Annotated in this window: 14 protein-coding genes; 1 reads left to right on the forward strand and 13 read right to left on the reverse strand. The window is 41.6% G+C overall.

Going from position 1 to position 22,049, the window contains the following annotated elements; all coding sequences use genetic code 11:
• Nucleotides 1–20 precede the first annotated feature (20 nt).
• From HMPREF2885_RS06120 to miaA, 8 genes are all read right to left on the reverse strand, one after another.
• Nucleotides 21–3,383, reverse strand: a complete 3,363-nt coding sequence (locus tag HMPREF2885_RS06120) for a Cna B-type domain-containing protein (protein ID WP_070657483.1) — start codon at nt 3,381–3,383, stop codon at nt 21–23.
• 592 nt (nt 3,384–3,975) lie between these two features.
• Nucleotides 3,976–10,953 (reverse strand): LPXTG-anchored adhesin/beta-galactosidase BgaA, encoded by a 6,978-nt coding sequence (gene bgaA / locus HMPREF2885_RS06125; RefSeq protein WP_070657485.1) that lies wholly within the window; start codon nt 10,951–10,953, stop codon nt 3,976–3,978.
• Nucleotides 10,954–11,203: 250 nt separating this feature from the next.
• Complete coding sequence (locus tag HMPREF2885_RS06130) at nt 11,204–11,959, reverse strand: SDR family NAD(P)-dependent oxidoreductase (protein WP_070657487.1); 756 nt, start codon at nt 11,957–11,959, stop codon at nt 11,204–11,206.
• Nucleotides 11,960–11,986: 27 nt separating this feature from the next.
• Nucleotides 11,987–12,478 carry a DUF7832 domain-containing protein gene (locus HMPREF2885_RS06135; protein WP_070657489.1) on the reverse strand — a complete coding sequence of 164 codons (492 nt, stop codon included), beginning with the start codon at nt 12,476–12,478 and terminating at the stop codon, nt 11,987–11,989.
• A gap of 29 nt (nt 12,479–12,507) precedes the next feature.
• Nucleotides 12,508–13,437, reverse strand: coding sequence for a ribonuclease Z (gene rnz, locus HMPREF2885_RS06140; protein ID WP_070657491.1), 930 nt, complete (start codon nt 13,435–13,437; stop codon nt 12,508–12,510).
• Between the two features lie 14 nt (nt 13,438–13,451).
• Nucleotides 13,452–14,075, reverse strand: coding sequence for a hypothetical protein (locus HMPREF2885_RS06145; protein ID WP_000129699.1), 624 nt, complete (start codon nt 14,073–14,075; stop codon nt 13,452–13,454).
• A complete protein-coding gene (hflX, locus tag HMPREF2885_RS06150; RefSeq protein ID WP_000573178.1) occupies nt 14,068–15,306 on the reverse strand; it encodes a GTPase HflX in 1,239 nt (412 codons plus the stop codon). The genes HMPREF2885_RS06145 and hflX overlap by 8 nt, the downstream gene beginning before the upstream one ends.
• Complete coding sequence (gene miaA / locus HMPREF2885_RS06155) at nt 15,299–16,183, reverse strand: tRNA (adenosine(37)-N6)-dimethylallyltransferase MiaA (protein WP_000850176.1); 885 nt, start codon at nt 16,181–16,183, stop codon at nt 15,299–15,301. Before miaA ends, hflX begins: the two co-directional genes overlap by 8 nt.
• Before the next feature lie 120 nt (nt 16,184–16,303).
• On the opposite strand from miaA, the gene HMPREF2885_RS06160 reads away from it, so the two are divergent.
• The gene (locus tag HMPREF2885_RS06160; protein ID WP_001051782.1) at nt 16,304–16,474 is read left to right on the forward strand and encodes a DUF3042 family protein; all 171 of its coding nucleotides are present in this window, start codon (nt 16,304–16,306) and stop codon (nt 16,472–16,474) included.
• 196 nt (nt 16,475–16,670) lie between these two features.
• Here the strand turns inward: HMPREF2885_RS06160 and HMPREF2885_RS06170 are convergent, their stop codons facing one another.
• From HMPREF2885_RS06170 to HMPREF2885_RS06190, 5 genes are all read right to left on the reverse strand, one after another.
• Nucleotides 16,671–17,510: a thymidylate synthase gene (locus HMPREF2885_RS06170; protein ID WP_038804397.1), complete on the reverse strand. Its 840-nt coding sequence runs from the start codon at nt 17,508–17,510 to the stop codon at nt 16,671–16,673.
• A gap of 98 nt (nt 17,511–17,608) precedes the next feature.
• A complete protein-coding gene (locus tag HMPREF2885_RS06175; RefSeq protein ID WP_000078592.1) occupies nt 17,609–18,568 on the reverse strand; it encodes an ROK family glucokinase in 960 nt (319 codons plus the stop codon).
• A 100-nt stretch (nt 18,569–18,668) separates the two neighbouring features.
• Nucleotides 18,669–19,469 (reverse strand): excalibur calcium-binding domain-containing protein, encoded by an 801-nt coding sequence (locus tag HMPREF2885_RS06180; RefSeq protein WP_000751033.1) that lies wholly within the window; start codon nt 19,467–19,469, stop codon nt 18,669–18,671.
• Nucleotides 19,470–19,564: 95 nt separating this feature from the next.
• On the reverse strand, nt 19,565–21,286 hold the full coding sequence (pabB, locus tag HMPREF2885_RS06185; RefSeq protein WP_070657493.1) for an aminodeoxychorismate synthase component I: 1,722 nt from the start codon (nt 21,284–21,286) through the stop codon (nt 19,565–19,567).
• A gap of 206 nt (nt 21,287–21,492) precedes the next feature.
• Nucleotides 21,493–22,049: DUF1542 domain-containing protein (locus tag HMPREF2885_RS06190; RefSeq protein ID WP_070657495.1), on the reverse strand; the 557-nt coding region annotated here is incomplete at its 5' end.

A 22,049-nucleotide genomic window follows, 5' to 3' on the forward strand; every position in this document is an offset into this window, starting at 1 on the left:
AAAGATACCGTTTAAAAAACTTAATCTTCTTTTTTGCGTCTTGCCAAGAATCCTGTTCCCAATCCAAGTAGGGCGATTCCAGCTACTAGAGCCACTTGGTTAGACTCGCTTCCTGTATTAGGCAATTCCCCACCTTTTTTAGGCTTACCTGGTTCATTTGGTTTGCCAGGTGTTGGTTTTTCAGGAGTGTGCGTATTTGTAATGTTGTAACCTTCTACTGAAGCAGTATAACCATCTGGAACATTCACTTCTTCAACAGTGTAGGCAATCTCCTTACCTTCTTGATAACGATCAAGACCTGTAAACTCATAAGTCCAGCCACTTGTTTCTGACACTGTAGCTGTCTGACCAGTTTCCTTACCATCTGCAAGAAGTTTTACGGTGATAGATGCTGGACGGATGCCATCTTTGTTATCTTCATCTTTCCAGATTTTATGACCTTTTACAGCTGTTTTTTCTGGAGTATGTTCGTTGGTAATGGTGTACTTACCATCCTTGTCTGTAGTGATGGTTGCTTTGTATTCTGTCATAGCAGTTTCTTTGACAGTGTACTTGATTTCCTTACCATTCTCATACTTAGGAAGTTTTTTAGATTCGAACTTCCAGCCAGTTTTTTCTGAAACTTCAATTTCTTGAACAACCTTGTCGCCGTTAAGAATTTGAACTTTCACAGATGTTGTACGTTTACCGTCTTGGTTGTTGTTATCTTTCCACACCTTAGTTCCTGAAAGAACTACTGTTTCTACGTCATGAGTGTTAGTCACCACTTGACCAGTTACAGAGGCTTTATAGCCAGCTGGTACATCTACTTCATCGATAGAGTAAGTAATTTCTTTACCAGCTTCGTATTGTGGAAGATTTGTGAATGATGCTACCCAAGTGTTAGCGTCTGTCTTATCCTTAGCTGTCAAGGTTAATTTCTTACCTTCAACGGCTACTGGATCAGCATCTCCTACTTTTTTGTAAAGTTGAACCGTTACGGACTCAGGACGTTTACCATCTTGGTTGTTCGCATCGTTCCATACTTTTGTTACCTTGTAGTCAATTTCTTTAGGAGCATATTTGTTTGTGATGGTAAAGTCTGTAATAGTCGCTTCGTATTCTGCTACGGCTTCTTCTGTTACAGTGTATTTGATTTCTTTACCAGCTTTATATTTTGCTAATTTAGTGAATTCGACAGTCCAAGTTCCATCTGCGGCTGCTTGAACTTCTTTCGAATCATGTTTCTGACCATCTGCTAAAAGATTGATTGTAATCTTAGTTGGACGTTTACCGTCTTGGTTGTTCGCGTCATCCCAGTTCTTAGTTGCTTTTACATCAACTGTTTCTGGTAAATAGCTATTTGTGATGGTAAATCCTGATGCAGCATCACCAGTAATTTCAGAAGTGTAACCAGCAACAGTTACTTCTACTACCGTGTACTGGATAGGTGTGCCACCTTTATCAGCATCAAGGTCTTTGAAGCTTCCAGCCCAACCATTTGCTTCAGTCAATTCAAGTGTTTTACCAGTATCTTGACCATCTGCAAGCAATTTAACTGTGACAGAAGATGGGCGTTTGCCATCTTGGTTGTTCTCGTCCTTCCATACTTTCTTAACAGAAACTTCCGTTTTTGCTGGAGTGTAAGTGTTCTCGAAAGCTTTTTCATCATCGTAAGAAACAGTTGCTTCAAGTGCGCCTTTACCCTTGTCCGCTACAGTAACTGTAGCCGTAACAGTTTTAGTATCGTACTTGATGCTTGTATCACTGCCAGCTTTTTCAGCAATTTTAAAGGTATAAGTTCCTGCTTTGTCGAATTCCAATTCTGAGAAAGCAATGTTTCCGTCTTTGTCATTCTTCACAGTTTCTTTCACCTTACCATCTTGGTCTGTTAAAGTGAATTCAAACTCTTCAGCCTTTAACTCACGTCCTGTAAGTTTTTTATTAGCTTTAATCTTAACTTTAGCTTTGCTACGTTTATTTGTAACTGTTTTGATAGCTCCGTCTTGTCCAACAGTCATCTCAAATGGAGTAGGATTTAACTCATATCCCTCAGGAGCCTGAACCTCAGTTACTGTAAAGTTCCCTTTCTTGATATCACTTTCTGAGTAAATAGATGATTCAGCAATTCCGTCATCATTTGTCGTTACAATTTCCTCTTTAGCCGTAGCTCCTGCCGGAGGAGTAATCTTGAATTTTGCTCCTTTTAGACGGTCATGAGTCAGCTCATCGACCTTGTAAAGAATGATACGGTAACCAGTTTCTAACTGAATTGTACCGCCTGAAGCAACTACTGAGTTTCCGATTTGCTTAACGACTGTCTTATTACTATAGTCGTCATATGTAAGAATCTGGTCATCACCCTTCATTTCAGCATTATTCTGAACTTTTGTTCCATCAGCTGGAGCACTTGTTTTATAATTAATTCGAAATGCTGCAGGTTTCCCGTTCTTAGCAACAATTGAAGAAGCATTGTTAATTGTTAAAGTAAAATCGGTATATGACTCATTCCAACTAACTTGGTAATCTTTACCAGCTTCTAAGACCACCTCATCTTTAAAGTAATAAGATTTATCGTACCAACCTGCCGTAACTTTAAATGTTTCTGGAATCATCTGCATCGGTGAGGCATTAGGATCAACCCAGTCATGAATTTCAATTTTGTTATAGGCAGCTTGTTTCGGATTAGCTCGGACATACCAACTGTGTAAATATTGTCCACTCTTATTTAGAGCACTAGATGTCCAATCCTCTTTATAAATCAAACCATGATACTTACTAAAATTCGCACGTCCAATACCTTCAGAATAATCAGATGCTTCGCCTCTTTTTACCTTAATCTGGTGTGTAATTTCATTTATGGTTTCCGTTTTATCAAATCGAAGCGTCTCATTGCTTAGTTCATTTTTAGAACTAAAACCAACAAAGAATGTCCCTTTGACATTTTGAACTTGATAGCCACCTTTTTTCTCAAGGTAAGCTTTCAGATTCTTTAATGTAATAGTTACCTTACCACTATTATTATCCCCATTTGATACAATTTGAGTTTCCCCGATAACGAGATCTGTTTCTTTGTCTTTCAAGTCAAAACTCTCATTTCTGACGGTTAACGGACTTGGGACTGTAAATGTAAAGGTGTCACCGTCCTCCAATTTGCCATCATAGGCACTCAAATCATAATCCACAGAGAACTTATAGTTTGAGTAGTCATGGTGTTCTGGAGAAAGGTTATAAATTCCATTTTCATCCGGACTTATAAATTTACCATTATCAACTTCCCAAATTCCGATATTACTGATAACATTCTTTAGCTCCTTCGCTTCTGCTGAATTGGGAGCAAGGATTATCCCTAGAACACATGCCAGAGAAGTTAGGATGGATAACCAAAATTTCTTGTTCTTCATTTTCTTCCTTTCTAAATAACCGAAAACATAAAACGACCAACTATGATTGTTAAAACTCAACAACATCTCCTTTCAAATTCATTAAAATGGATGAGGCGCATTGATGAAACTACATCACATTTACAGACGTTCTTACAGTATGCAATTGCAATTATTTATCATATTGGTTCTGTTTTTAATATAGAAACCTCCTTTAATTTTATTATAAAACAAAATTAACTTTTTTTGTAATAATATAAGGTTATTACCCTTTATAAAATATTGACACTGTGTAAAATTTTAACTTATATTTTTATTTTATCAACATAAAGCTTTCTCTCAAGAGACAGAACGCCTACAAAACTAGCTTACATTTATAAGAAGCACTTAAAATTAACATATGAAAACATTGCATTTATTTATAAGTTTGAATTATCTTAATATTTATTCCAACTACTTTATATAATTGCTAATCAAGTAGAATTATATAATATCCAACATTCTTTCTGAATATAATATAAATTTGGGATTTTTATTTGTCTTGAATTGAATACAAAAAGACCAGGTTTCCCTGGTCTTTCTGAGATACATTTAGAAGAAATACTGATTCATTCTAGTCTTCTTTTTTACCTTTAGTGGCCACTAGACCTGCACTCAAGCCAAGAAGAGCTAAACCTGCTGCTAGAGCTGCTTGACTTTCTGCACTTCCTGTATTTGGTAACTGTTCTTCTTGAACATGACTAGCTTCACTTGAAACAATTTTTTTTGTATCTGCTTTTTCTGATACTTGTGGTTTTGTAGATTCTTGAGGTACTGGTTTAGTTGTTTCACTAGCCGTACCAACTTCTACAATGCGATCTTGAGCCATGACTTTATCATAGCTTTCTTTTTCAGTTCGCTTGCCATTTTCAACTTCGATCAAGTGAACACGGATACCTTTTTGACCTTCTTGGAGAATACGAGTTTGACCCGCTGGAAGCTGATCATTCTTTTGTTCCTGAACCTTGAAATCAATTGTTTCTTCTTCGATTACAAGTTCTGGTCTGTTAAGGACTAGGTTCTTCACTTCATCTTCTGGAAGGGAGGTTCCTGGTTTAGTTCCAACCAAGACGATGCGGTCTGTCGGAGCCTCTACCACTTCACGGATTTTTTCTTCCTTACTTCCACTAGGATTAACCGCTGTGAAGATCCGTTCCTTACCAACTTTTCCTTCTTGTTCTACACGTGTTTCACCTAGATACAGTGTTGAATCCTTTTTCTCAACTGTCTTATAGGCCAAATCTTTTTCAACAAATTCGAGTTTTGGAAGTTCCTCTTGTACTGCGGCAACAGTCTTCTCAGAAACTGGTTTTTCCTTAGTCAACTGGATACGGTATTCCTTGACTTGTTTTCCACTTTCTGAAACAAGGCGAACAAGTACTGGAAGGCTATCGTCTCCGCTATCTACAACTGTTGAAGCTACTTGATTGCTTTCTTCGACTGAGACTTTTGGACGTTGACCTTTATAGGTGATTTGGTAGTCTTGACGATCTTCAGCGAAATCAGGAAGCTCTTTTCCATCTACAAGAATCTTCGATTGGGTACTTTCTTGAGGCAATTCACTTGGTGCAAGGAAGGTCATCTCAATCATCGCAACACCGCTCTTGTCAGCTTTACGCTCCATACGCCATCTCATGGCTTTGGCTTTGACAGCTTTAAATGTTACGTTGATTTCATCACCAGCTGCAATGTCTTTATCCGCACGATAAGGCACAGTTTCCCAATTTTCTGGATTGTTGAATGGATGGCCTGCGTCGTAGGCTTGATAGTTTGAATAGTAGGTAGGTACTTCAAAGTCTGGGCCAATATAGCGTTCCAAAACGAGTTTAGATGGGGCATCCGTACCACTATCTGCAAAGAAATGAAGTTTGGCTTGCGCAACAGTCCGTTCTACAATCTTACCATTTTCACGGAAAATCACACCCGCTGATACCTCTGGGTTAGAAGATGGTGTTGGAGACCAGTTTGTCCAACGACGATTTTCTGAATGATTTCCGTCATTGAGATAGTCCACACGGTCATGGGAGTTTCTATCAATGTCGTTAGTGGCTGAAGCAAAGGCGCGGTTACTATTTTCATCATACTCTGGGTTATTTGAAAGAGCTTCACCAAGTTTGTCTGTCACTCGTACAGTGAACTCAGCAACAAGATCACTACCAAGGACACGACCTCGAACAGTAAATTGGCCTGCTTTAGTCAGATTTTCTGCTGGAACTTCTTCCCATTCCACTGCCAAGTCTTTTGTTTCGTAACCGTCTTTACCTGTGAAGTAAACAGGAACCTTCGTTGGCAATTCAAGTGGTTGCCCTACTTGTAGCAAGCGAGCTTGTTTGACCGCAGCAACTGGTTTACGAGAGAGCAAATCTTTATTGCTTGTAAAGTGTAGACGGTATTCTCCTAGGATGTCGCCATTTTCAGCTTTCGCGATAACACGAACTGGCTCACCTTCACGAACACTTGGAACGACGGTAGCGAGACCATTGTTGCTAACACTTGCTGTTACTGCAGGAACTTTTCCATCTACAGACTCAAGATAGTAGTCTGTCAAATCAGGATTGAAGTTTGCTAAGTCTTTACCGTCAACTTGGATTCTTGTTTGTCCTTGTTTAGCTGCCGCAACTTGTTTCGCAAAAATTTGTACTTCTGTGATAGACGTTCCTTTCTTGCTATCAAGTCGAACCATACGAATGCGAACCGCATAGGTTTCAACCTTGTCAAAGCTGAAATGATTCATTTCTCCAGCTTTTAATTGAGCTGGTGCTTTGAGATTGCTTACCTCTTTCCAGTTTGCAGGATCGTTAAAGGCATGGTTTTCCTCACCTACAAAGCTAGGGTTTTTAGGGGCTGTTGGAACGGTCTTACCGACATAATATTCAATCACATAAGACTTCGGTACACCGACTCCATGGTCTTCGTGGAATCCGACACTTAGATTATCAACTGAACGTTTGCTCAAAATACCAGAATCTCCGAATAGGACACCAACTGAAGCTTCTGGATTAGTACGGTTCCAGTTTGTCCAACGGTTAGCTGGGCGGTCATTAAAGGAAATCAATTTATCGTTGACGTTTGAAACAGGATCAGTTGGATTTGAGTCTGAAGCAAAGGCAAGTGGCAATTCTGAACCGGTCCATTGGTCAGAAATGTTTGCTCCCTTCTCAGTTTGAGCAGATACGCGAACATGAAGTTTAGTTGTTAATTGCGTACCTTCTAGGCGACCATTAACTGTAAAGACACCTTCCTTGGCGTATTGCTCTGATTGAATCGCATCCCAAGTAACCTTAGCTGATGAAACGTGACCATTTGAATCGTAGGTACGAACGCTTTCTGGTAATTGTGGTGCTTCTGCGATTGGTGTTGTCACACTGACTTCTTCAACTGAAACGATGCCTTCTACAGAGACTTTAGCACGCGCTTCAAGGTCAATTCCTTCAACTTTACCTAGTACTTCAAATGTTTGATAGGAGTCAAGTTTTTCTTTCGGAATAGCTTGCCAAGTGACTTTATGAGTTTTAGGGAAACCTTTGTCATACTCAACCGTTACTGTTGTTGGAAGAGTAGGTTCTTGATGCAAGTCTGTCACTACATTTACTGGACGGATAGATTGCGCAACCTTCGTCTCAGTATTGGCTTGGATAGTGAGAGCGATTTGACCTGAAGCCCCCTCATATTCTGCTTTGAGAGTGACTGTTCCTGGCCTATGTAACTCAAGCATTCCTTTACGAACTGCGACTTCCCCTTCACCACTTGTAGAGAAGTTTACTTTATCAGCTGGTAAAACTGCTTGTGTTCCGTCTTGATAGTGAGCGAGTACAGACAATTTCACTGTTTGGTCTTCTTTAAGACCGTCAGCTTGCTCCACTTGTAGGCTCAAGTGGTCAATTTTCGGTGCTTCTTCAAGGAATTGAATTGCATAGGTTTGAAGAGGTCCACCATCTTTTGGTTGAACATAGATGCTTGCACGCATGCCGTTTGCTGCACTTGCTTGGACTACAGTAACATCCGCATTTTCAGCACTTGCTACAACTTCTGGCAAGGATGCACCGTAAGCAAGAGTTCGATATTGCATTGGATTTTGAGTAGTAAGACCAGTGACAGATTCGCCACCAACCGTTACAGTTGGTACTGCAGGTGCCACAGGATTGCCTTCTTCTACCACAAGAGTAGCATGAATGGTTTCTCCTCCTAGTTGGCCAGTCATTTGAATACGTGATCCTGCAACTGACAGTTTAGCTTTATCTGCTTCCGAAATCTCCCACTTATCAACTTCGTATTCTTGTACGCTTCCATCCGTAACAGCAATAGAAACGTATTTATCAACAGCGCTCAAGTCTGTTCCTGGAGCAACACGCTTAACAGTTGGAAGCTCATTTGCGATTGCTAGAATTTCGACACGGGCCTCAACTTCGCGTCCGTCTGCCATACCTTTAACAGTCACAACTCCTGCTTGGCTCACATCAACTGAAGACCAAGTGACTGGACGTTTTTCACGACTGCCATCACTGTAGATAAAACCGACTGTCTTCGGCATTTTTGGCTCTTTCTCAATAACAGTACGTACTTTTGGTACTTCTGTACCTAAAACAGTTTTTTCTTGTCCTTCTTTCTTACCTGTAAAGACAGTGACTTGGTCCGATTTCAAGAGATCAGAGTGGGCAGTAAGGGTGAATTTACCTGCTTGCTCAGTTGATTTAACAATGGCAACCCCTTTACCGTTAAAGGCTCTGCGGATCCAAGAACCATCAGGTTGTGCCTTGTAGCGTTCACGGCTGGCTTGTTCCCCATTATCAACACCAACCAGTTGACCTTGTCCATGCAATTGGAAACGAACCAAATTATTGGCAGTTGGTACCACATTTCCTTGGCTGTCTACGATTTCATAGTAGATGTAAGTCAAGTCTTTTCCATCTGCAGCGATTGCGTGTTCTTCCTTGATGAGACGAACACCTGCAGGTTGACCTGCAGTGGTAATCTTGTCACGTGCAATTTCTTTACCAGCTTCATCACGAGCTACTGCTTCTAAGGTACCTGGTTGGTAAGCAACCTTCCACTCAAGATAGAGTTCCTTAGCATTGGCACCTTCTTGGTAGGTACGACCATCACTAGTTTGTTTTTTGTTGAACTTTTTAACACCGAGAGATTGACCGTTCAAGAACAATTCAACACTTGCAGCATTAGAGTAAGCGCGAACTGGAATCTTTCCTTGTGCATCTTCTACTTTAGAGGCCAAGTCTCTATTCTCCCAGTTCCAGTGAGGAAGAAGGTGAACCATTGGTTTCTTCTTGACAGAAACCCATTGGCTTTGGTAGAGGTAGAAGTCATGTTTTGGAATACCCGCTGTATCTACGATACCAAAGTAAGAGCTCTTAACGGGAGTTTGGTTTTGGTTGTGCCATGGTGTAGGTTCACCGATATAGTCCGTACCTGTCCAGATAAACTGTCCAGCATAGCCAGCGTTGTCACGATCAAACGTCCATGAATCTGTTGCCGTTTTACCCCAGCCAACTCGGTCATTACCATAGTCAGACTGTTCGTAATGACGCTCAGGTCCGTTACTATGTTTCAATTCCTGTTCAGGGCGATAGTAACTTCCACGTGTACGGGTAGCTGAAGATGTTTCGGAACCGTAAATCAACCAGTTTGGATGTTTCGCACGAAGTTTCTTGTAGTTGTCTTCTGAATAGTTGAAACCAACTGCATCCAGTTCATTAGCAATTTTCTCATGATCACCGCTACCATCACCAAAGCGGAACTTATCTGCTCCCATGGTAACATAACGTGTAGTATCAACATCTTTAATCACTTTTACTAAGCGTTTAACCGTTGCAAGAGAGTGAGCATTACCATTGGCTTCACCGATTTCGTTTCCGATAGACCACATGAAGACAGCTGGGTTATTTTTATCTCTTTCGACCATGGTACGAAGATCGTAGTCAGACCATTTTTCACCTTTTCTAGCTTCTGGGTGAGTGGCATCTTTTTCAAAGAAACGTCCGTAGTCATATGGTTTCTTGCCACCATACCACGTATCAAAGGCCTCTTCCTGAACCAGCAAACCAAGTTCTGCTGCGATTTGCAAGGTCTGTGGACTTGCAGGGTTATGAGTTGTACGGATGGAGTTAACGCCCATCTCCTTCATTTGTTTGAGACGACGGTATTCTGCTTTATAATTTTCTTCTGCTCCAAGCGCTCCGTGGTCATGGTGCAAGGAAACACCATGGAATTTAATTCGTTCACCATTCAAAGAGAAACCTTCATTTGGAGTCCAATGATAGTAACGGTAACCAAACAAATCTTTCTTAGCATCGACTAATTGACCATCACGGTAAACACGCGTAACCAGTTCATACAAGGCAGGTTTGTCATTTAAAACGGTCCAGAGTTTTGGTTGTTCAACTTCTAGAATCGCATCAAGACTTGTTGACTCATGTGCTTTCAAGGTACGGCTCGCTGTACGAACCAAGCCTGTTACAGCCTGACCACCACGTTCAACGATTTGATACTCTGCCACCAGTTCATGGTCTTTATCGTCTGTATTGACAATCTTGCTGGCTACATGAGTTTCAACCTTGCCATGTTGCTGTTGTTCAAGTTTTGGTGTTAAGATAGTTGTTCCATTTTTCTCAACATGAACCTTATCTGTCACTTGCAAGGTCACATCACGGTAGATACCACTACCTGAGTACCAACGGCTACTTGGCTGTTTGTTAACCGCATGGACAGCAATCACATTCTCACGACCATCTTTGTGAAGATATTTTGTGATATCGTATGAGAACTGGTTATAACCATTTGGATAATGCCCCACTAACTGACCATTGACATAGACTTGAGAGTCCATGTAGACACCATCAAAGGTCACACGAACATTTTTCTTGAGATCTTTTTCATCAAGTTTAAAGGTCTTGCGATACCAAGCTTCACCACCATTGAGCTGTCCACCCTCGTTTTGGGCAGGTGACTGATGGTCAAAATCGTTAAAGATACTCCAGTCGTGTGGGAGATCCAATTTTTGCCATGTTGATACATCGGCATCTGATTTCACAGCTTCTTTAGGATTCGCATTGAGTTTAAAGTGCCAATTTTGATTAAAATTCACTTTTCTATCTTCAATCATTTGATTCACTTCTTCATTTGTCGCAGCTTTCAACTCTTCCTTGACAGGCTTTTCTTGACTTGAAGCTTGAGATTCTACCTTTGGAGCTGTTTCTTCAGGTTTTAGAGATGCTTTCTCCTCTTTTGGAGCTACAGGTTCCTCTTCTTTCACCTCTGGTTTGCTTGCTTCAATTGGAGCAGCTTGACTTTGGTCGACACTTGCAGCATCCTTGTGCTCTGCTACAGCTTGATTTTCTTTTTCCTCCACTGCCGGACTTTCCTCTTTTGCTTGTTCAACAGTGCGCGCAATAGGAGTTTCATCCGCGAAAACTGGTGATTCTCCAACGACACTTCCTCCAAATAGAACCGCACAGGTTCCAATCATGACAGAGCAAGCGCCTACGGCAAACTTACGAATGCTGTAGACTCTTTTACGATTCCAATGGCCTTTTTCCATAAAATCCTCCTTTAGTAACCGCTTCCATTTATTTGTAAGCGCATTACTTTTTCATAGCCTTTTACCTTTATTTTATAAAATAATATAGGAAATTTCAATACCCTAAACACAAAAAATCATATTTTTGATTGTTTTTTCTAAAATTTGTAGAAGATTCGAAAAAAGTGAATGTAGATTTAGAACAAAAGCAAACAAATTTTTGACTCTCAGTTCAATATTATAAAAAAGTTCCTTTTGTAAGGAACTCCTTTTACTTATAATTAAAGATTCCCCCAGCCAACTTATCAGCTAGCTTGGGAAAGAGGGTATAAAATTTGTGGGCTAGGTTCAACAAAACTGGGAGATTGAGTTCCCGTTTATTTTTTCCTATAATCTTGACAATCTTTTTAGCTACTGCATCTGGTTCTAGCAGGAAGCGGTCAACCGATTTGAGATAGGTTCCATCTGGGTCGGCCTGGTCAAAAAATCCTGTGCGGATTGGTCCTGGATTGATCGTCGTTACATAGACACCGTAGGACATGAGTTCGAGACGCAGAGCATTTGAAAACCCAATGGCCGAAAACTTGGTCGCTGAGTAAAGGCTGGACTTGCCAGTAGCGATTAAACCTGCCATGCTGACGATATTGATAATATGGCCTTTTCGGCTTTCCTTCATACGAGCTGCAAGTCGACGAGATAGATTCATCAGGGCAAAGGTATTGACCTCGAACATCTGGTGAATGTCTTGGTCAGAAATCTGGTCAAATTCCTCAAAAATCCCGTAACCAGCGTTGTTAATTAAGACATCAATCTTGCCATAACGGAGATAGAGGTCAGCTACCAGAGTTTCTAGGACCGAGTCATCGGTAATGTCGATTTCAATCAATTCCACATGGGGATGGTTTCCATAGAGTTGTCCTAGTTTTTCCTTGTTTCTACCTAGCAAGATGAGTTGGTCATTTGGCAAGAGTTTGACCATTTCTTGGGCTAAGCCACCGCTTGCTCCCGTGATGATGATGGTGCGCATCTCTATTCCTTTCAAAGTGTTGGTCAATTAATGAAATCTTTTTCCAGCTAAATAATGAGCATAAGCTTGGTCAATGACAGGAGCAAACAGATGATAATCCTCCCAGCTGCCTAAAAATTCTAAAGGCAAGTCATACAAGTCATTGACTACAAATTCGGAATAATCATCCATATACTGATGTTCATAATAGTCATTTACAAAAGCCTGAAAATCCTTTGTAATATCCATTGTTCCCAGTTTACCATCGCACCAGTCTAAAAGATAATCAACACCCAAAGTTTGCTCATTTTTTACACTTTGGAATACCGTTTCTTCATCAGGAGACATCATTTCTTTGGCATCATGCAGGATGAGCCAAGTAAGGAAAAAACCGATATGATTCGCAGCCCAACGATAAATCTCCCGATAATCTTTTTGGGTTAGATCTTCTTTTTGTAATGAATAGCTGTGCAAGTAGTTGGTTAAGGCATTCTCAAAATACCAATCTGCTTTATCCAATAAACGATTTTCAACAGTCATCTTATTTCCCTCTCAACGAATCTGAATCATTATAACTCAACTTCTTCCAAGTCTTTAACCACATGGACATTCTCAAAAACAGTTGCTGCATCTTTCTTGAGCTGACTGATATCTTTTGAGAGGAAACGAGCGCTGATATGATTGAGCAAGAGGCGCTTAGCACCTGCTTCTGCTGCTACTTGTGCTGCTTGCATATTGGTTGAGTGACCGTGATTGCGGGCAATTTTTTCATCTCCTTTGCCATAAGTCGACTCGTGGACAAGGACATCGGCATTGACAGCTAAACGCACACTAGCATTGGTTTTACGGGTGTCACCCAGAATGGTGATAATCTTACCTGGACGGGGAGCTGAGATATAGTCTGCTGCCTTGATTTCAGTTCCATCTTCGAGAACAACGTCCTGGCCGTTTTTGATCTTTCCAAAAAGCGGACCAAATGGAACACCAGCAGCCTTAAGTTTTTCAGCATCCAAGGTCCCTTCTAGATCCTTTTGCATGACACGATAACCAACGCAGAAAATAGTGTGGTCCAGCTCCTCTGCATACACAGTGAATTTATCGGTCTCAAAGATTTTCCCTAGAGAATCTTGGTCAAACTCATGAAAATGAATGCGGTAAGGCAGACGAGAGCCTGACACACGAAGGCTGGTTAAGACAAATGACTTGATTCCTTGCGGTCCATAGATGTCCAAATCTGTCTGCTCTTCATTGGCCTGAAAAGCACGGCTAGAGAGAAATCCTGGCAATCCAAAGATGTGGTCTCCATGCAGGTGGGTGATAAAGATTTTGCTGACCTTCCGTGGTCGAATCGTGGTTTCCAGAATGCGATTTTGCGTTCCTTCTCCACAGTCAAAGAGCCAAACTTCGTTAATCTCATCCAAGAGTTTCAGGGCGAGACTTGAAACGTTGCGGGCTTTAGAGGGCTGACCGGCCCCTGTTCCTAAAAATTGAATATCCATTCGATACTTTCTAATTAATCAATATATAACATAGCTGTGCGATTTTCCGATCGGAAATAGCGACTGCCAGAAAAAGCAACAGCTTCTTGCAGTAAATCCTCTTGGCTGTAGCCTTTGAGACGCTTGCGACCATCTGCTAAACTTTCTAAATCAGTCAAAGCTGTGAGATTCTTCACACTAACAACTTCTTCATCTCCGACAGGCTTCATGTAAATCTTTCCAGACTCCTCAAAGACTAGTTGATGGGGGAAAATTTGCGCAATCTCAAAAAGTAAGTCATCCGAGATTTCCTCTTCATTTTCAGAGAAAATTCGCCCCAAGCCCTCACTCTCATAGCAAAATCCAAAAGATTTGCCAGATAAATTAAGACGAATAAAAGGCTTATTTTCAAAGGTGAAACTTGGATCAGCATTGTAGAGATTCAGTTCATGACTGACTTCTAAAAAATAATCCGTCGCAGCTTCAGGACTCTTTTTCTGGTAGAGTTCAGCAAAGTAGGCATTGACTACACTCGGAGGAGGTGTGATGAGAGCCAACTGCTCTTGCTCTGTTTTGCCAGCTAGAAGTTGATCCAGATAGACCTTATCCAAACTTGTATAACCCCCATACTTTAGAGCCAAGGTTTTAATATCAGTCATAAAATTCCTCTAACCTCCATTTGTTTTTCTCGGAAATGTAGCCTGTAATCACTTCTCCATCATCTTGGTAGTCACGATCTTCAAGAATCGCTACACTTTCCAAATCATGAATCTTGTAGGACTTAGAAAAAGGCACCCGTAGAGTAAAGGCTTCAAAAATCTCCTTGATTTTTTCTAAAAATAAAGCCTGCAACTGCTCACGACTATCCTCAGACTTGGCAGAAATGAGGGCATACGGCGTTTGAGTAGGCGTAAAATCCTCCACCAAATCCGCTTTATTGTAAAGAGTCAAGCGAGGAATATCCTCCATATCCAAGTCTTTCATGATAGACAGAACCGTTTTTTCATGCTCCTCGTGATAAGGATTGCTGGCATCGATGACATGAACCAAAAGATCCACATGCTTGCTTTCTTCCAAAGTTGACTTGAAACTGGACACCAATTCAGTTGGCAAATCCTGGATAAAACCAACCGTATCAGTCAAGGTAACCTGAAGATTGCCCCCAAGATGGATACTCTTTGTCGTCGCATCCAGGGTCGCAAACAGCTCGTCTGCTTCGTACTGGGTCTTACTGGTTAAGCTGTTCATGATAGTTGATTTCCCAGCATTGGTGTAGCCAATCAAGCCAATCTTAAAGGTGCTTGACTCCAAGCGTTTTTCTCTGACTGTCGCCCGATTTTTCTCTACCACCTTGAGCTGGCGTTCGATATCTGTGATTTGATTGCGAACACTACGACGGTTCAGTTCCAACTGACTCTCACCTGGACCACGGGAACCAATTCCCCCTGCCTGACGGCTGAGCATGATTCCTTGACCAACCAAGCGAGGCAAGAGATATTTGAGCTGGGCTAGGTGGACTTGGAGTTTCCCTTCATGGCTTCGAGCCCGCATAGCAAAGATATCCAAAATCAACTGCATACGGTCAATGACCTTGACACCCAGAACTTCCTCTAGATTGACATTTTGCCGTGGTGTCAGACGGTTGTTGACAATGACAGTAGTAATTTCCTCAGCATCCACCATGAGCACAATTTCTTCCAACTTACCAGATCCGACAAAAGTCTTGGAGTCATACTTTTCACGTTTTTGCCTGTAGCTATCTACAACGACTGCTCCAGCAGTCTTAGCCAGACTGGCCAACTCTTCCATGGACAGGTCAAAATTATCCATGCCCTGCAGTTCAACACCAATTAGCAGGACCCGTTCTTCTTTTTTCTCCGTTTCAATCATTTAAAAACTCCTCAATCTGGCTTAGAATACGCTCCTTCACGCCAGACTCTCCTATCTGATAAAAGGTCACCTGCATGCGATTACGGAACCAGGTCAACTGACGCTTGGCAAAACGACGGGTAGCCTGTTTGAGACTCTCACTAGCTTCCTCTAAAGTCTGCTCCCCACGGAAATATGGAAATAGTTCCTTGTAGCCAATTCCTTTGGCTGCCTGCGCATCAGGGTAATGGTCAAAAAGCCACTTGGCCTCATCCAAAAGCCCAGCCTCAAACATTAGATCCACTCGGTTGTTGATACGTTCATAAAGCTGACTACGCTCATCATCTAAGCAGATAATCAGAGGTTCATACAAAGTCTCTTGATTTTCCAAATCCTGACCAAAATGGGCAATCTCCAAGGCACGCATAGCACGACGACGGTTAAACTGGGGAATTTCAAGACCTGCTTGCTCCACGAGATGGGCTAATTCCTCATCTGAATAAGGCTCCAAGCTAGCCCGATAAGCTAAAATCTCCTCATGAGGTGTTTCTCCACCTAGATGGTATCCTTCCAGCAAGCTCTGGATATAAAGCCCTGTACCACCCGCGATAATAGCAAGCTTACCACGGTTATGAATATTCTCAATAGCCTTCTTAGCTTCTGAAACAAAATCAAAAGCCGAGTAAGACTCGGTCACCTCTCTGACATCAATCAAATGATGAGGAACAGCTGCTTGCTCCTCTGGGCTAGCCTTGGCCGTCCCAATATCTAGCCTTCTGTATACTTGCTGACTGTCACCGCTGACCACCTCTCCACCAAAGCGCTTAGCTACTTCAATAGCAAGGGCTGTTTTCCCAACAGCAGTCGGTCCAACAATCACAATTATTTTTGTTTTCATCTTTTTTCCTTGAAAAATTTCCATTTTTTCGTTACTATTATTATATCACAAAAAGTTAAGTCAGAAAAATGCTACCACTTAAGGAGCCTGGCTGATCGGAAAGATAAAGGAGGAAGACTCATGGCTAAAGGATTCGCTAAAGGTCTTGTAACAGGTGTCGCAGGAACTGTCGCTGCCGTTGCAGGTGCAGTATACGCAATTAAAAAGAAAGTGATTGAGCCAGAAGAGCAAAAAGCAGCTTTCATCGAAGAAAACCGTAAAAAAGCAGCTCGCCGTCGCGTATCACATTAAGCAACAAAAGAAGTTGAGAAATCTCAACTTCTTTTTATTTTCTTTTATAGTCAATGAAAATCAAAGAGCAAACTAGGAAGCTAGCCGCAGGTTGCTCAAAGCACTGCTTTGAGGTTGTGGATAGAACTGACGAAGTCAGTCACCATACCTACGGTAATGCGACGCTGACGTGGTTTGAAGAGATTTTCGAAGAGTATTAAATAGCCAAATCAAACTTCAGTTGTGGCTTAACCGGATCATAGTCAACTAACTCAAAGTCCTCCGCTTTGATATCAAAGAAATTGGTCCCATCAGGAACATTTAAAACCAAGCGTGGTTGGCAGTTTGACGGCTCACGACGAAGCAATTCCTGAGCTTGTTCAAATTGATTATCGTAGATATGAAGGTTGTTGATAAAATAGAAAAACTTCCCAACCTTCCAGCCAAAGTGTTTAGCAATCATCATTTGAAGAGCTACGTACTGCATAGCGTTAATGTGGTGAGCCACCAGCATGTCATTCGAACGCTGGGTCAAAGTCGCATCCAGATAGATTTCCCCATCAACCCGACGGACATCAAACATGGTCTGAAAGGCGCATGGAAGAAGACCATCTGTCTCCTCAAAAGCTTGGTAATCCCAGAGCGAGATGATATTGCGGCGGTTCCAAGGGTTGGCTTCTAACTGCTTGAGAATCTTGTTGATGATATCGTGTTTCTTAACAACTGCCCCATAGCGCTCACCGATGGTCCCCGTTTCTCCCACTTCCCAGTCATTCCAGTAGTGAACATTGTACTTGTTATTAAGCACTTCTAGGCTATTAGACTGGTCTTGGTAAATCCAGAGCACTTCCTTGATGGCAGATTTGATCGCAATGGGACGCAAGGTCGTGATGGGGAATTCCCCTTTAGACAAATCATACTCCGCAAAGGCACCCGTTACGTACTTGGAGTTGGCAACAGTCCCATCCTTGTACTTGGGACGAGCCTGCTCAGAAAAGACACCGTTTTTGAGGATTCGTTCAATATTTTCTTTAAAAATCGTATCTGCTTTTGTCATTTACTCTCACCTCATTTATTGTCCTAACTAGTATAGCATAAAAAAAGAAAGGAGGAAAATCACTGGCTTTAAAGTAGTGTTTTTCTCCTTTTATGATCTTATTGCAATACAAGTGATGCTGCTCCGATAACTCCAGCGTCATTTCCTAGAGTTGCAAGAGCTAGTTTAGTTGTTGTGCGTACTTGTGGGAAGGTATTTTCATCGTAGACTTTTTGAACACCTTGGAGAAGGAATTCTCCAGCTGCTGACACCCCACCACCGATAACGATTGTTGATGGGTTTAGGATTGAGCCGATATTAGCACAAGCGATTCCCAAGTAACGTGAGAAGTTTCGGTAAACGATCAAGGCAAGGTCATCCCCTTCTTTTGCAAGGTCAAAGACAGTTTTAGCAGTTACTTCTTCACCGTCATCAATCAAGCGTTTCAAGGCTGCATCGCCTTCGTATTCATCTGCATAACGACGAGTCAAGTTGACAATCCCTGTTGCGGAAGCAACTGTCTCAAGACAGCCTTTTTTACCACAGGTACATGCGATTGGTTGGTCAAAGTCAACAGTGATATGACCAAGCTCACCAGCAGCACCAGCAACACCGTGGAGCAATTTGCCTTCAGCCACGATACCGCCACCAACACCTGTACCAAGTGTCATAAAGACAACGTCTGGTTGGTTTTCACCAGCACCCATCCAACGCTCACCAAGAGCAGCTACGTTGGCATCATTATCGATAAAGAATGGAATCCCCAAGGCTTTTTCAATCTTTTCTTTAATCGGTTGAAGGGTTTTCCAGTTTAGGTTGTAGGCACCGATAACAGTTCCTTTTTCACGGTCAACCACACCAGGTGATCCCATCCCAATCCCTCGGAAGTCTGTGGCTGACAATCCAAGCAAGTCCAAACGATGCTGAATAGACTCAATCATATCATCTACAATATGGCTTCCTTCATCCAAAATGTTGGTCTTGATAGACCATTTTTCTTGGATTTCTCCCTCTTGAGTTAAAATTGCGAACTTGACAGATGTACCACCAAGGTCAATCCCAATAATCTTTTGACTCATCGTCTTCTCCTTTTTAATTGAAAATGCTTACAGATATAGTATAACAAAATCGTCCATTTTGTGCAAAGGTTTGCATTAACTTCCTAGAAATTATTCTGATTTATGGTTTCCAAAGACCAGAACCATCTACGTAGTATCTGCCACCATCAACTCGCTCATTCTTTGCCATTTTACCATCTGATTTCAAATAGTAATTTCCTTGCCAAGTATTACGAGCGTATGAACCATCTGATTTCAAGTAGTACCAAGATTGATAAGAAGAGTCATATATCCACTCACCTTGTGCCATTTTACCGTTCGCTTTGAGATAAAAAGCGCCTTGCCAAGCATTTTGGGCATAGGATCCATCTGATTTCAAATAATACCAAGCTTGGTATGATGAATCATAAATCCATTCACTTTGAGCCATCTTTCCGTTTGCTTTAAGGTAGTAACTTCCTATCCATGTGTTTCGTGCATACGAACCATCCGATTTGAGATAATACCATCCCTTGTAATATGAGTCATATATCCACTCACTCTGAGCCATTGTTCCATCTGATTTGAGATAGTAATCTCCTTTCCAAGAATTGGTTACTAGATTACCATTGTCAGAATAATAATACCAATATCTATCCTGCTTAACCCATCCACTAGAAGAAACTCTATTCTGTGGACTAGACTGGCGTGGTTTAAAGACTCCCCGAGGTGCATTTGCACGTTCACAAGCTATCCCATCACCATCTTTGTCTAGTCTTGAAGAATATCCAGGCTCTCCTCTATGGATATCAGAATAACCATTTTCCCATGCTTCTTTACAACTAGAAAAATGAATATTTTCTTCTGCACTAACCGGTTGAGCAAACAAACCTAAAATTGGAAAAACAGTAAGAATCACTTTCAGCAAAATTGTTTTTTTCATCATTTCCTCCTATAAAATGACATCGTTTTCTTTTTATTTTATCAAACTTAATTCAACAATTCAATATATACATTATATTTTTTGATTTATAAAGTTTATTTAGAATTCACTTCCAACTCATACAAACCTCTGACTGCGTTACAGCCATAGATAGCCTCCGCCTGAGCTAGGTCTTTTAAAGTCAAGACTTTTTCCTCTACCAGTCCTCTTTCCAGCAAATGCTGACGATAAATTCCTGGCAAAATTCCAAGTCTGATAGGCGGTGTGTAGAGTTTTCCAGCGATTTTCAGAACTAGATTCCCGATAGACGTTTCCAATAGCTCTCCTGCTGCATTATGGTAAATGCTTTCCTGTTTACCTAGGCTTAAATGTGGTCTGTGAGTGGTTTTGAAGTAGGTAAATGCTTGCTGCAAATCAGCTTCTTGCAGACAAAGTTTTGCTTTGCAGAAGCTTGGACTAAGGGGGCTTAAGATTTGGCGACTGAGTTCCATCTCTCCAGACTTGCTGGTAATAATTCGCAAGCGGTAGTCTTGGTGGGAATCGCAGGCCTGACACTCTTTCTCTATCTTTTGTCTCAGTTCTTCTGCATTAAAAGGATAGGCAAAATAACGACTAGCCTTTGTCAGTCTTTCCAGATGTTGTTCTTCAAACAGCAGTTGTTTTTTGCTGATTTTCCCAGTTGTAATCAATTGGAATCGTGCTTGTTTACGATAGAGAATAGCCGCCTTTTGATGAACCTCTCGGTATTCAGATTCCCAAGTACTATCCCAAGTAATCCCTCCGCCAACTCCATAAATGGCTTTCCCTTGATGCAGTTGAATAGTCCGAATGGCGACATTGAAAATTCGTCGCCCATTTGGAAGCAAGAGACCAATCGTTCCGCAGTAGACTCCGCGTGGTTGAGGCTCCAAGTCCTTGATGATTTCCATGGTTGCAATTTTCGGTGCTCCCGTTATGGAACCACATGGAAAGAGCGAACGGAAGATTTCAACTAGGTCCACATCCGGTCGTAACTGACTCTTAATGGTCGAAGTCATTTGCCAAACGGTCGAATACTGCTCCACCTGACACAGACGCTCCACATGCTCACTTCCAACTTCAGAAATACGGTTCATATCGTTTCGCAAGAGGTCTACAATCATCATATTTTCAGAGCGATTTTTAGGATCCTGCTCCAACCAGCTAGCCTGGGCAAGGTCTTCTTGGTCAGTCACTCCACGCTGAGTCGTTCCCTTCATTGGTCGCGTTGTCAACTCACGGTCATTTTGCTCAAAAAAGAGCTCTGGGCTCATGGAAATCACTGCCATCTCATCATGTTCAACATAGGCATTGTAGCCCGCCTCCTGCTCTACCACCATACGATTGTAAATGGCAAAAGGATTGACACTCAAGTCTTGCTTGAGTTGGACAGTGTAATTTACCTGGTAGGTGTCCCCCTGACGCAAATGATGGTGAATCTGGGAAATAGCTTTTTCATAGTCCTCTGCAGATGTTTGTTCACGCCACTTTGAAGGCAAATCTACTTCCTCATAAGTCAGAGGAATAGGGGATGTTTCCACCCTATCGTGAACGGTAAAGTAAAGCAAATATTCGCCCAGTAGAGGAAGTTTGTGAACTGCTAGTTTTTTCTCAAAAGCAGGTGCAGCCTCATAGCTGACATAGCCCACGACATAATAACCTTGCTCTTGGTAGCTTTCCACTTGTGCCAGCAAGTCTGCCACTTCTGATAAATCTCTCGTTTTTAACTCTTTGATAGGCTGAGTGAAGGTGTATCTCTCCCCCAAAGCTCTAAAATCAATCACTGTTTTTCTATGCATATCTTAAGTATAGCACAAAAGAAATAAACCCTCAGCTACAAAACTAATCAATATAACTTCCTTTTGATGAATTTTAACTCTATGTAGTTGCTTAATATAAAATTTCTCCTAGTAGTTATTACCACTAGGAGAAATTTTTGCTAAATATTACTTGCTAGTTCACTAGAAGAAAAAGTCAATTTACGAATATAGCTATTAAATCCTAATTAGACTTCATCATCTTCTTTTCGACGATGACTTAGAAGAGCTAACCCCAGAATAGCGCTAGTTGCTGCTACTACCATTGTACTTAGCGATTCTGCTGTTCCTGTATTCGGAAGTTTTTTAGTCTTCAGGGTATCTTCTACTGCTTTCTTGGCTTCCGGTTTACTTTGCGCAGTTGGGTTGACTGAGGCAATGCTGGTTATTCCATCAGTCTTGGCTTGATCGACTTCTACATTTGTGGTCGCAGCGTCAATTGCTTGTTTCGCTGTATCTGCTTTCGCATTGGCATCTGCCTTCGCTGCAGCTTTCTCTTCATCCGTCAAATCGGTTCGTGAATCAATCGCTGCTTCCTTAGCTTTCAGGGCATCATCGATCGCTTGCTTGGCTGCTGACTTCGCTACTGCTTGCGGATTAATTGAAGTTATTTCAGTTGTTCCAGCAGTTTTAGCTTGCGATACTGCTTCATCTGTTGTTGCATTATCGATGTTCTTCTTAGCTTCATCTGCTTTCGCCTTGGCATCGACTTTCGCTGCAGCTTTCTCCTCATCCGTCAAATCGG

The organism is Streptococcus sp. HMSC062H02 (assembly GCF_001813005.1).
In the GTDB taxonomy this organism is placed as follows: Bacteria; Bacillota; Bacilli; order Lactobacillales; family Streptococcaceae; genus Streptococcus; species Streptococcus oralis_S.

What these genes read in the sequence shown, in the direction of transcription:
- HMPREF2885_RS06120 (WP_070657483.1), bottom strand. Translation starts at nt 3,383, where the DNA reads ATGAAGAACAAGAAATTTTGGTTATCCATCCTAACTTCTCTGGCATGT.
- bgaA (WP_070657485.1), bottom strand. Translation starts at nt 10,953, where the DNA reads ATGGAAAAAGGCCATTGGAATCGTAAAAGAGTCTACAGCATTCGTAAG.
- HMPREF2885_RS06130 (WP_070657487.1), bottom strand. Translation starts at nt 11,959, where the DNA reads ATGCGCACCATCATCATCACGGGAGCAAGCGGTGGCTTAGCCCAAGAA.
- HMPREF2885_RS06135 (WP_070657489.1), bottom strand. Translation starts at nt 12,478, where the DNA reads ATGACTGTTGAAAATCGTTTATTGGATAAAGCAGATTGGTATTTTGAG.
- rnz (WP_070657491.1), bottom strand. Translation starts at nt 13,437, where the DNA reads ATGGATATTCAATTTTTAGGAACAGGGGCCGGTCAGCCCTCTAAAGCC.
- HMPREF2885_RS06145 (WP_000129699.1), bottom strand. Translation starts at nt 14,075, where the DNA reads ATGACTGATATTAAAACCTTGGCTCTAAAGTATGGGGGTTATACAAGT.
- hflX (WP_000573178.1), bottom strand. Translation starts at nt 15,306, where the DNA reads ATGATTGAAACGGAGAAAAAAGAAGAACGGGTCCTGCTAATTGGTGTT.
- miaA (WP_000850176.1), bottom strand. Translation starts at nt 16,183, where the DNA reads ATGAAAACAAAAATAATTGTGATTGTTGGACCGACTGCTGTTGGGAAA.
- HMPREF2885_RS06160 (WP_001051782.1), top strand. Translation starts at nt 16,304, where the DNA reads ATGGCTAAAGGATTCGCTAAAGGTCTTGTAACAGGTGTCGCAGGAACT.
- HMPREF2885_RS06170 (WP_038804397.1), bottom strand. Translation starts at nt 17,510, where the DNA reads ATGACAAAAGCAGATACGATTTTTAAAGAAAATATTGAACGAATCCTC.
- HMPREF2885_RS06175 (WP_000078592.1), bottom strand. Translation starts at nt 18,568, where the DNA reads ATGAGTCAAAAGATTATTGGGATTGACCTTGGTGGTACATCTGTCAAG.
- HMPREF2885_RS06180 (WP_000751033.1), bottom strand. Translation starts at nt 19,469, where the DNA reads ATGAAAAAAACAATTTTGCTGAAAGTGATTCTTACTGTTTTTCCAATT.
- pabB (WP_070657493.1), bottom strand. Translation starts at nt 21,286, where the DNA reads ATGCATAGAAAAACAGTGATTGATTTTAGAGCTTTGGGGGAGAGATAC.